This is a genomic window from Pedobacter rhizosphaerae (assembly GCF_900111155.1).
Lineage (GTDB): Bacteria > Bacteroidota > Bacteroidia > Sphingobacteriales > Sphingobacteriaceae > Pedobacter > Pedobacter rhizosphaerae.
This window is the reverse complement of the sequence record NZ_FOGG01000001.1, coordinates 231,139-243,326: the sequence shown is the minus strand read 5'-3', so window position 1 is coordinate 243,326 and position 12,188 is coordinate 231,139. Positions and strand designations below refer to the sequence as shown.

Below are 12,188 nucleotides of genomic sequence, written 5' to 3'. Positions count from 1 at the left end.
ACCAGTTAACTCGACCTAAAACCCTATTTTCTGCAATTTTTGGCATAAAAAAACCCTCAAAGCTTTTATACCTTGAGGGAATATTTTACACGAAAGTGTTTTAAACGGAAGGTATTACATCATACCGCCCATACCACCGCCGCCCATTGGAGGCATTGCCGGAGCACCACCTTCTTCAGGCTCGTCTGCTAAAACTACTTCAGTTGTTAATAACATCGCTGCGATAGAAGCTGCGTTCTCTAAAGCTACACGGCTCACTTTTGTAGGATCGATAACACCTGCACCGATTAAGTTTTCATAAACATCAGTACGTGCGTTATAACCGAAATCAGCTTTACCTTCTTTAACTTTTTGAACTACGATAGAACCTTCAATACCTGCGTTTTCGCAAATTTGACGCAATGGCTCTTCAATCGCTCTGCGGATAATCTGGATACCTGTGTTCTCGTCGTCATTAGCACCTTTAAGATCTGCTAAAGCTTCAACGGCACGGATGAAAGCTACACCACCACCAGCAACAATACCTTCTTCTACAGCTGCACGAGTTGCATGTAAAGCATCATCAACACGGTCTTTTTTCTCTTTCATTTCAACCTCACTCGCTGCACCTACATAAAGAACTGCAACACCGCCAGCTAATTTAGCCAAACGCTCTTGTAATTTTTCTTTATCGTAATCCGATGTAGTCGTTTCGATTTGAGATTTAATTTGGTTTACGCGTGCTTTAATGTCATCTGCATTACCAGCACCGTTAATTACTGTTGTGTTGTCTTTATCAACTACAACTTTTTCTGCCTGACCTAAATAAGATAAATCAGCATTCTCTAATTTATAACCTCTTTCTTCAGAAATTACCGTTCCACCAGTTAAGATGGCGATATCTTCTAACATCGCTTTTCTTCTATCGCCGAAACCTGGAGCTTTAACAGCAGCAACTTTCAGTGATCCACGGATTTTGTTTACTACCAAAGTAGCTAAAGCTTCACCATCTAAATCTTCTGCAATGATTAAAAGTGGTTTACCAGTTTGAACTTGTTTTTCCAATACCGGCAACAATTCTTTCATGTTGCTGATTTTCTTGTCGTAGATTAAAATGTAAGGGTTTTCTAACTCTGCTTCCATTTTATCTGCATTGGTAACAAAGTAAGGAGATAAATAACCTCTGTCGAATTGCATACCTTCTACTGTTTTCACTTCAGTTTCAGTACCTTTTGCTTCTTCAACAGTGATTACACCGTCTTTACCTACTTTACCCATTGCCTCGGCAATTAACGAACCGATTACTTCATCGTTGTTAGCAGAGATAGACGCAACTTGTTTAATTTTGTTGTTGTCTTCACCCACTGCCTGAGATTGAGATTTTAAGTTCTCAACTACTGCAGTAACTGCTTTATCGATACCACGTTTTAAATCCATTGGATTTGCACCTGCAGCAACGTTTTTAATACCTGTAGTAATAATAGCCTGAGCCAATACAGTTGCAGTTGTAGTACCATCACCAGCAATATCTGCTGTTTTAGAAGCTACTTCTTTAACCATTTGAGCACCCATGTTCTCTACTGCATCTTTTAATTCAATTTCTTTTGCAACAGAAACACCATCTTTAGTAATGGCTGGTGAACCGAATTTTTTATCGATAATTACGTTACGTCCTTTCGGGCCTAAAGTTACTTTTACTGCATTTGCAAGAATATCAACACCTCTTTTCAGGGCGTCACGTGCTTCTACGTTATATTTTACTTGTTTTGACATGTTTGTTGTTAATTTTGAATGCGTGGATGAAAGAATATAGAATGAGCAACTTTCCTAAAAGCACCCTCCCAAACCCTAATACTGCATTCAATTTGTTAATTAATTATTTTGATTGTTTTCCTTTAAGACCGAATGATATACTCATTTGAGCATTCAGTCTTCAAAACTAATTTCTATGCTTCGATTGCGTAGATATCAGTTTCACGCATGATTAAATAATCTTTACCGTTATAAGGAAGCTCGGTACCACCATATTTACCATATAAAACTACGTCACCAACTTTAACACTTGGTTTTTTCCCTTCAGAATCTTCTTCCGAAACTGAAACTACAGTTCCTTTAGATGGTTTTTCTTTAGCAGTATCAGGAATATACAAACCTGATGCAGTTTTTTCTTCTGCCGCAGCGGGTTCAACAATTACCCTGTTCGATGTGCCGGCAATTGGTTTTAGGTTTAATGCCATAACTTTTATTATTTTATATATTGTTTTAATTTTTTTTAACAGTCAGTCAAACAACACTTTTTGTGCCAAGTAGTTTTCAGGGACAAATTTTCACCCCTTCTGTCAATTTTATAAACAAATGTAGAATATAGATTAATTAAAGTGTCAGCTTGGCAGAGTAAAAATTAGATTTTGGTTCGTTGAAGTACAAAATCAGGCTTTTAAGCCCCAAAGCAAAAAGATTTAAATTTTCCGTGTATTCTGTGCTTCCGTGGCTAATCTTTTTAAACCAGAAAGTGCAATGGCGATCATAACTCGCCTGGTTTTATTCAAGGAGGTACAGGTTAATGTAAGGCGGTGAGATACTTGTCCATCTAAAGCACCAGGGATGGCATTAAGATTCCCGCATGTGCGAGAATGATGACAGCAGAACTTGTACTGTCCTCGAATCGACGGCTAATCCTTACCCACCCACCTCAGGCTGGCGATGTTACTTCCCAATGAACCAAATGAGCCAATGAGCCAATGAACTAATGAACCAACAAAAAAAGCTTTCCCTTTGGAGGAAAGCTTTTCATTTGATCAAAATAAATTGACTATTTCTTTGTTGTATCAGCAGCTGGAGCAGGTGCCGCAGGCTTACTGTTGTTTAACGCACCACCAATTGGAGATGGAGAAGGTGTTTTATCTAAACGCTCTTGAATAGCTGAATTTCCAACAGCTGTAGCACTACCACCTGTTTTTGCAACGGTAGTAATTCCTAAGGTTAACACTACAATTAGGGTTAACAAAATCCATGAGCCTTTTTCCAGAACATCACCTGTACGTTGTACACCGAACATATTGCTACTTCCAGCGCCAGCAGCTAAACCGCCACCTTTAGGGTTTTGTATCAATACAAATAAGCCTAAGGCTACACATACAATAATTAATAAAATGATTAAAAAGGTTACCATTGTAAAATATGTTTTAAAATTTCTTTTCTATAGATTGGATAAGGTCGGCAAAGTAACCACTTTTTTCTGGATATTTCAAACTTAATTTTTTATAAGTATCTATGGCCTTGTGATAAAGCATTTGCTCGATATAAATTTTGGCCAGTGTTTCCGAAACGAGGTCGTAGTGATCTTCAGCGCTTTTCTTCGCCTTATTTTCATTATCAATCTGCTCTGGCTTTGGCGGCTTTATAGTGGGGTCTTCTTTTAAGAATCTTTCTATAATTTCTGCCCCCTTAGCATCTTTTGCATCAGCAACAGGATATTCTGCCAAATGATCTGCTACTTCAAATGGGGTTTGAATATGAAAAATATGCTCTACGTATTGCTGTTGAAACTCAGCCTGATTTTGCACCTGATTATTTTCTGGTCTGCGGGCAACAGCAGGTCGCGGTTGCGCATAAGGCTGAAAAATTTGCTCATGCTCCTTACGGGTCTTGGCCAGCCACCACAAAAAAGTGTAGGGCAACTGGTCATCATCATACTTGGAAACAAAATTAACTTCCGGCTCATCAGGAACAATGGTTTCAATTAAAGGTGCTGCCGGCACGGTAATCAGCTCTTCCTTTTCTTCAAAGGCAAAGAAATCAATCGCCGCTGCGCTTTCAATAAAAGAATCATCCTGTGCAGGTAAATCAACCAGCTGGCTATCCACTCCCGGAATAGGGTTAGGCGCTTCTGTATTTACAGGCTGAGCAGTATTTTGTATTTCCGGTTGATGTTCTGTAATCTCTTCAAAAACCTCTTGCTCATCTGCCTCCTTTTCTTCAACCATTAAAGGTTCTGCTTCTACTTCCACCTCCTCAGGGGTAAATGTAGTTTGCAAAATATGGTATAAAGAAGCTCCTGTACTGTAAAGTGCTGCCTTCGGAACAAATTGTGCATCGGCCTTCGCCAATAATTGATGAATGGGTTGTGCAAATGGATATTGCTGCAGCATTTCTTGCAAAAAAGGCACATGCTCTGGCGAAACCTTGCCCGGTTGTGAGAGTAAATCTGCCAAAAGCTGTTTGTTATCCATTTTTACGGTTTGCTGCTAAGTTAAAAAATGTAGGTGGTTTTTGAAAAGTTTAGTTTCAGGTTGTGAACGGCCGAACGGAAAAATGTGCAGTTAAGCTCAAATTAATCAGCTCAATACAGCTACAACTACCACTGAGCAAATGCCCTGTTAAATATATCTTCTGTTAACTGTTTATTGATGTTTTCTATCGCCGCAGGTAAAAGCGACTGAATAGATGCCCCGTTTAAGAAATCGTAGTAACGGGTAAAGCTTTCTTCAAAACTACCTTTACTATCTAAGGTATTGGTAAACTTTACCGCAACTGTAATGGTTAAGCGGTTTCCTGCAGCGGTAGGCATACTGTTAGATTGTAGCGCAATAGGTTTAATATCGTAGCCTGTAATTCTCCCTTCAAAAACAGCTTGTCCCTCATTTGGTGTAATGCTTAAACGCGTCTGGTTCCTGATTCGGGTTTTTACCGCTTCTGTAAATTGATTGCTCAATGTAGGCACCACCAAAGGGGCATTATTTTCAAATATCCGAACGGTTACCGTTTTCATTTCTGCAGGGATGGAGGCTCCTCCGAAAGAATAAGCGCAAGAGCTTAGTGCAGCAATAATCAGTAATCCAAATAACTTAATCTTCATAAACCTAGTTGGCCAGTACTTATAAATTTAACTCTTTAATTTTTCTATAGAGCGTACGTTCTGAAATACCCAGTTCCTGCGCAGCAAATTTGCGCTTGCCCTTGTGCTTTTTCAGTGCTTTTTTAATCAAATCCGACTCTTTATCTACCAGCGACAAAGATTCTTCTACCTCCTCTGCATCATGCGCAAAGTAATCGTTGTTGCTATTGTTGTTGTTAGGTGTCGGTTGTTGAATGGTAAAGGCATGCTCCTGGCCAACCGGCAACTCTACATCCCGGTAAAGTTGGTTAATATACTGTGGATTATCGGCCAGCACCGTAGCGGTATTGCCGCCATGCTGAATAATTTCTGCCACCAGCTTTTTAAGCTCCACCATATCCTTCTTCATATCAAAAAGCACTTTATACAAAATATCTCTTTCTGTAAAATCTTCCTTTGATGTGGAATTGATCGCCATTGGCAAATTACTTCCGGCTTCGTTGGGGATATAGTTTAAAATAGCCTGACCTGTTACGTTACGGTCTTTCTCCAGCACGCAAATCTGCTCGGCAATATTTTTCAATTGGCGCACGTTACCCGGCCAGCTGTAGTTGGTTAAAATCTGAATCGCATCTGGCTCCAATTGTAAGCCCGGACTGCGGTATTTATCGCTAAAATCTGCTGCGAACTTTCTAAATAAAAGATAAATATCTTCTTTACGCTCGTGCAGAGGCGGTATACGTAAAGGAACTGTATTTAATCTGTAGTATAAATCTTCTCTGAATTTACCGTTTTTAACGCGGTTATATACATCAACGTTTGTTGCGGCAATAATCCTTACATCGGTTTTCTGCACTTTAGATGATCCTACGCGAAGGTATTCACCACTTTCTAAAATCCTCAGTAAGCGGGCTTGTGTACCCAAAGGGAGCTCGGCCACTTCATCTAAGAAAATGGTTCCGCCATTGGCTACTTCAAAATAACCTTTTCTCGCTTCGTGCGCACCGGTAAAAGAGCCTTTCTCGTGCCCAAACAATTCTGAATCTATTGTACCCTCTGGTATAGCGCCACAGTTTACGGCAATGAAAGCACCATGTTTACGGGCACTTAGCTGATGGATAATATGCGAAAAAACCTCTTTACCACTCCCACTCTCTCCGGTTATTAATACCGACATGTCTGTAGGCGCAACCTGGCTGGCAATATCAATAGCACGGTTTAATAATGGCGAGTTGCCAATAATTCCGAAACGCTGTTTTATATTTTGTGTATCCATTCCTTATTGTGTTATGGGTTGCAGTAAAGACTTATAAGTTGTAAGTTATAAGCCTAAATGCCTAAATCTGGTTTGTAGCTTTCTATTTTCGATCAAATGGTGTTAGGTACTGGCTAAGTAACTTATTACTTACCACCTGCAACTAGATGATTTTACCGATTAAAGTAGCTGAAGTACATTTCTCTATTAAAATATCTGCATATTGGCCAGGTTTAACGCCATCAATGGCAGGAAATACTACCATAGCACCGCTGTCTCCCCTACCGCAATAGTCTTTGTCAGATTTTTTAGATGTTCCTTCAATCAATACATGAATAGTTTTACCCACCCACTCTTGTAAACGCATTAAAGAATGTTCTTGTTGCTTCGCCAAAATTTCAGCTAAGCGGCGTTTTTTCACATCCTCAGGAATGTCATCTTCAAGTTTTCTGGCAGCCAAAGTACCCGGACGCTCAGAATAGGTGAAATTATACGCAAAATCATATTGCACATAATCCATCATGCTTAAAGTTTCCAGGTGTTCTTCTTCCGTTTCAGTGCAGAACCCTGCGATGATATCTGTAGAAATAGCGCAGTTAGGAATAATATTCCGAATTGCATCAATTCTGTTGATATACCACTCACGTGTATAGGTACGGTTCATCAACTCCAATACACGGGTATTTCCCGATTGTACAGGCAGGTGAATATAGTTACAAATGTTATCGTATTTGGCGATGGTGTATAAAACCTCATCGGTAATGTCTTTAGGATGTGATGTAGAGAAACGAACCCTCAACAATGGATCAACCAAAGCCACCATTTCCAACAACTGGGCGAAGTTTACCGTTTCTGTTTCATCTTCTGATTTCCAGGTGTAAGAATCGACATTTTGCCCCAGTAATGTTACTTCACGATATCCCCCTGCAAACAAGCTCTTGGCCTCTTCCACAATAGAATGTGCATCACGGCTACGCTCTCGTCCGCGGGTAAATGGCACCACACAGAATGAACACATATTATTACAACCACGGGTGATCGAAATAAAGGCAGTGATGCCATTGCTGTTTAAACGTACCGGACTAATATCTGCGTAAGTTTCCTCTCTCGACAATAAAACGTTAACCGCTTTATGGCCTTCCTCTACCTGTTCAATTAAGTTAGGAAGATCACGGTAAGCATCCGGGCCAACAACCACGTCAACCAAACGTTCTTCTTCTAAAAATTTAGATTTTAAACGCTCTGCCATACAGCCTAAAACCCCAACAATTAATTTCGGGTTACGGCGTTTTTCTACACCAAACTGCGACAGGCGATTTCTTACGCGCGTTTCTGCATTTTCGCGAATCGAGCAGGTGTTGATAAATATAACATCTGCCTGGTGATAATCGCCAGTGGTTTCAAAACCAGTTTCAGAAAGAATAGAAGCTACAATTTCGCTATCTGCAAAATTCATCGCACAACCATAACTCTCAATATATAATTTACGGGCATCTGCTTTTTGAGGCGTTTCTATAATTAAAGCCTCTCCTTGTCTAGCCTCATCGTGCGTTTTATCCTGTACTTGTAAATCTAACATTTCATAAAAAGATTTTGGGATTGCAAAAATACATAAATTTAATTAAAAGTGACAAATTGACATATTTAGTTGAAATGTTTACACTTTGATTATTTTGAATAGATTTAAGCAAATTAGTGAGCGCGGCACGTTTAACCACGGAGAACACCAAGTTTTTCACAGAGAAAAAGAGTCCATCTTCCATCAAACTATCTTACATATTTTACCACCTCATGCAGCTCAGTTATGCTTCCAGCCCCACAACCCAAAACACGCAACCCGTAACCATTTAAGCCGCCTTAGGCACCTTAGTTATTCGCCCAGACTTATAACTTATAACTTACCACTTTTCAACCACAAAGCCCACCAAGTATTTCACAGAGAAAAAGAGTCCATCTTCCATCAAACTATCTTACATATTTTACCACCTCAGGCAGCTCAGTTATGCTTCCAGCCCCACAACCCAAAACACGCAACCCGTAACCATTTAAGCCGCCTTAGGCACCTTAGTTATTCGCCCAGACTTATAACTTATAACTTACCACTTTTCAACCACAAAGCCCACCAAGTATTTCACAGAGAAACTTAAGCATCATGCCCCATAACCCGCAACCCGTAACTCACAACAAATCCAACCACCTTAGGCATCTAAGGAACCTAAGATCAGTACCAAAATTCCCCAATTTCCCCTCCGTGTATTCCGTGTTTCCGTGGCTAATTAGTTTAAACATCATGATCCGCAACACATAACTCACAACAAATAGTCACCTCCTAAGTTCATCTAAGAGAAAGCTATCCAAGAAAAACAAACCTTTACCCCCTATATCTGTTCTAAATGAAAACCAAAAAAAATGGATGTTCAGAAAAGAAACCGCATTTGGGTTTGGATTGGTTCCATATTCGGCACATTAGTATTAATTTTAGCCTTTGGAGCCATATTTATCAATGCCAAATGGAAACCTATTCTTACGGAAAAAATTAAGGAAGGCGTATATAACGGCTCCAATCATTTGTATAATATAGATTTTAAAGATGTTCGCATCAATATTCTTACCGGGAGCATGGCATTGCAAAATGTTACCCTCAGCACAAACCAAAAGGTATACGATAGTTTAAAAATCCAGCATCGTGCACCAGCGCATACCTTTGAGCTTAAACTGAAGAAGCTCCAGGTTAGTCGCGTTGGTATTTTAACGGCCTATTTTAAAAAACAGGCAATTGTAGGTGCCATTATCCTCGAAAAACCGTCCATTAATGTAACCTTTAGTAAGGTGACTAAAAAACCAGATACCACCAAAGTAGAAAAGTCCCTATACGAACAGCTATCCAAAACCCTAAAATCCATCCACATTAACACCATTAAAATTGTTGATGCCGATTTCGATTACATCAATAAAGCGGGAAGTAAAAAAGTGGTGAATTCTATAAAACACCTCAATGTATCGGTTAAAGACTTTCTTTTAGATTCTTTATCGGCCAACGATACCACCCGTTTTTATTACACCAAAGATATTGCCTTTGATATTGCTGGGTACAAATCGGTTACTAAAGATAAAATGTACAACATGCGGATAGATAGCATCAATGGATCTACAGCAAAAAAAAAAATAACCATTAAAGGTTTAAAGCTAACTCCACTTTATCCAGAACTTGCCTTCAGCAGAAAATACAATGTTCAGAAAGACCGCTACAACTTAAATTTCCAGCAGATAGAACTGAGGCAGGTAGACTTTGTAGCGCTCAATACCGATCAAAAACTCCATGCAGGGTCGCTAAGAATTGGTCCGGCACAGGTAGCGGTATTTATGAGTCGTGAATCTCCGCCATCTTCAGGATTGGATAAGGGGCGAAATTTTCCTCATGTAGCCTTAAGGAGATTAGCATTCCCCATTCGCATAGATACCGTTAGGTTAAAAAACGTGGATGTGAAATACGGGGAGTACAACCCTGCCAGTAAAAAGACAGGGTCGGTTGATTTCAAATCGCTCCATGGAGACATCCTCAACGTAACCAATGATAGTTTAAGGTTATTGAAACAAAATCATGCCATTGCCAGCCTGCACACCAGCTTAATGGGAAGCGGGGCACTGCATGTAAAAATTGATTTCAACCTGAACGATAAAAATGGGGCATTTGCTTACAGTGGCAGCATGGACAACTTCGATCTTACTCAACTTAACCCACTTTCAAAACCACTGGGGCTGGTAGAGATTGAGCGTGGCCGCGTGCAACATATAGATTTTAAGGCTAACGGGAACCAAAGAAATGCTTCGGGAACGCTGAATATGCGGTATAACAATTTAAAAGTTAAAATGCTTTCTGATAATATTGATGGCGAAGGCACCAAGGAAAAGGGATTACTCTCCTTTTTGGCCAACACCATCCTGGTGAAGGATGAAAACCCTTCCAAAGGAGAAAGCCCAAGAACGGCTACCATGACCAACACGAGAATAAAATCGGCCTCTTTCTTTAACCTGATGTGGAAAACCATTTTCGTTGGCATCAGAGATATTGTAGGCGTAGGAATTGTACCCGTTAAAGACCCGGTGAAACAACAAAAGGTGGTTGCCAAGAAAATAAGAGAACAGAAAAGGGCCGATAGAAAGGAAGCCAGAAAAGCAAGGCGAGAGAAAAATTGATTGACACTTTTCAACAAAGCAATTTAAAATGTATATTGCTATGTAAACATTTCCCATTTTTTAAATGCCGAATACTTCTAATCATCGCTTCAGACTAATAAAATGGCTTGCAGGCATATCTTTAGTGGTTTTTGCCGTTTTAGCGGCTACGGCATGGTTTTTAAATGTTAAATCGAGGCCTTTACTTACAGATAGAATTAAAACCTTGCTGTACACCTCTACTGATAGCCTCTATACCATAAACTTTACAACGGTTACTACCAATATCTTCACCGGGCACGCCACACTCAAAAATGTAATCATTACGCCAGACACCCTAAGGTATAATGAACTGATTAAACTGAAAAAAGCCCCCAATAACCTCTACAGTATAAAACTAAAAAAACTGGTGGTTAACCGGTTTCATCCCTTAACACTTTATCGCGAACATAAATTACAGCTGGAAGAAGTGGTGTTTGATAAACCAGAGGTGACCATGGTAAACAGGCAATTCGATTTCAATGAAGATCGTCCGCTTAGACCCATGAAATCGCCATACGAATACATCTCAAAAAACTTAAAGGAATTCAGCATCAAAAACATCCTTTTTAGGGACGCGAGCTTTAAATACATCAACAAAAATGCTGGTAACGAGGTTCCGTTTACCATAGACGACCTGAATATTTCTTTGATCGATTTACTGGTAGATTCTACCTCGGCCGATGATCCTAAACGATTGTATCTACTTAAAGATGTGGTGATCAACCTTAAAGATTACGTTTATCCTACACCCGATAAAATGTACCACATTAAATTGAACCAGCTGGATTTTAGGGCTTCAACAGGAAAACTGCGGATAAATAAATTTGCCTTGGAGCCTTTACATGGCGAAATGGAATTTGGCCAGGTAGCAGGTTATGCCAGAGATCGATTCAGCATTCAGATGAACGACATCATGATGAACGGAATTAATCTTCCCCTTTACATCAGCAAACAAGAGCTTCGAACCAAAGAAATGGCCATTGCCAATGGTTTTGTTTCTGTTTTCGCTAATAACGCACTTCAACCAAAACCCGATGTAAACAAAATTGGCCGCTTTCCGCATCAGCTTTTGCAAAAAATAAATGCGCCCATACTGGCAGAGAAAATACAGTTAAAGGATATTGACATTACCTACGCGGCCTATAACAAGGAGAGTAATCAACGCGGAAAAATTAGTTTTGAAAAAACTTCAGGAATTATCCGCAATGCGACCAACATTGCTAAAATTAAAGCCGGGAAGCCCATTATGGATGTAAAGCTTACGTCCTATTTACTTGGCGAAGGAAAGCTCGACGTAGATTTTAAATTCAACCTATTAGCCCGGGATGGCACTTTTGCCTACAGCGGTGTTTTACAAAACTTTAATGCCCGAGTTTTAAATTCCATTACAAAGCCGCTAGGTTTAGTTAGAATTAATCGCGGCAATGTGGAGAAGCTTAAATTCAATTTTAACGCCAACGACTTTGGTGCCAGGGGTAAAGTAGATTTCTCTTATTACGACCTCTCGGTTGCCTTAATGCGTAATGATCCGGAAAAAGACCACCTGGTTACCCGGGGGCTGCTGTCTATATTGGCCAATGCACTGATTATTAATTCCGAAAATCCATCAAGAGATGGAAAATTCATCTCCGCAGATGTAAACTATCAACGCCCTTCCAATACCTCATTCTTTAATCTCATCTGGCGTAGCCTTTACATTGGAATTAAACACAGCGTAGGCGTTACCGAAGAAAAGCAGGCAGAAATACAGCAACACATTGCCAATTTTAAGCAAATGAGAGAAAACCACCTGTTACGCAAACAAAAAAGGCTGAAAAGAAGGCAACAAAAAGAGCGTTTAGAAAAACAGCATCGCCGGTAACACCCAAACAATTGTAACCTTTTTTTATATTTATACTC

The 12,188-nt window shown here is 39.8% G+C and carries 9 protein-coding genes; 2 read left to right on the top strand and 7 right to left on the bottom strand.

Annotated features, from left to right (window positions below; translation table 11 throughout):
- Positions 1–114: 114 nt before the first annotated feature.
- The 7 genes from groL to miaB all read right to left on the bottom strand — a co-directional run bounded on the left by groL (position 115) and on the right by miaB (position 7,650).
- On the bottom strand, positions 115–1,752 hold the full coding sequence (gene groL / locus BMX11_RS01060; protein WP_090880020.1) for a chaperonin GroEL: 1,638 nt from the start codon (positions 1,750–1,752) through the stop codon (positions 115–117).
- Positions 1,753–1,925: 173 nt separating this feature from the next.
- Positions 1,926–2,216 carry a co-chaperone GroES gene (locus tag BMX11_RS01055; RefSeq protein WP_090880017.1) on the bottom strand — a complete coding sequence of 97 codons (291 nt, stop codon included), beginning with the start codon at positions 2,214–2,216 and terminating at the stop codon, positions 1,926–1,928.
- Positions 2,217–2,791: 575 nt separating this feature from the next.
- Positions 2,792–3,151: a preprotein translocase subunit SecG gene (gene secG, locus BMX11_RS01050; protein ID WP_090880014.1), complete on the bottom strand. Its 360-nt coding sequence runs from the start codon at positions 3,149–3,151 to the stop codon at positions 2,792–2,794.
- A gap of 13 nt (positions 3,152–3,164) precedes the next feature.
- The gene (locus tag BMX11_RS01045; RefSeq protein ID WP_090880011.1) at positions 3,165–4,211 is read right to left on the bottom strand and encodes a hypothetical protein; all 1,047 of its coding nucleotides are present in this window, start codon (positions 4,209–4,211) and stop codon (positions 3,165–3,167) included.
- Positions 4,212–4,336: 125 nt separating this feature from the next.
- The gene (locus tag BMX11_RS01040; protein ID WP_090880008.1) at positions 4,337–4,837 is read right to left on the bottom strand and encodes an LptE family protein; all 501 of its coding nucleotides are present in this window, start codon (positions 4,835–4,837) and stop codon (positions 4,337–4,339) included.
- Between the two features lie 19 nt (positions 4,838–4,856).
- The gene (locus BMX11_RS01035; RefSeq protein WP_090880006.1) at positions 4,857–6,092 is read right to left on the bottom strand and encodes a sigma-54 interaction domain-containing protein; all 1,236 of its coding nucleotides are present in this window, start codon (positions 6,090–6,092) and stop codon (positions 4,857–4,859) included.
- Between the two features lie 142 nt (positions 6,093–6,234).
- On the bottom strand, positions 6,235–7,650 hold the full coding sequence (miaB, locus tag BMX11_RS01030) for a tRNA (N6-isopentenyl adenosine(37)-C2)-methylthiotransferase MiaB (protein WP_090880004.1): 1,416 nt from the start codon (positions 7,648–7,650) through the stop codon (positions 6,235–6,237).
- 830 nt (positions 7,651–8,480) lie between these two features.
- On the opposite strand from miaB, the gene BMX11_RS24890 reads away from it, so the two are divergent.
- Positions 8,481–10,268 (top strand): DUF748 domain-containing protein, encoded by a 1,788-nt coding sequence (locus BMX11_RS24890; protein WP_090880002.1) that lies wholly within the window; start codon positions 8,481–8,483, stop codon positions 10,266–10,268.
- Positions 10,269–10,332: 64 nt separating this feature from the next.
- Positions 10,333–12,150: a hypothetical protein gene (locus BMX11_RS01020; RefSeq protein WP_090880000.1), complete on the top strand. Its 1,818-nt coding sequence runs from the start codon at positions 10,333–10,335 to the stop codon at positions 12,148–12,150.
- Positions 12,151–12,188 lie beyond the last annotated feature (38 nt).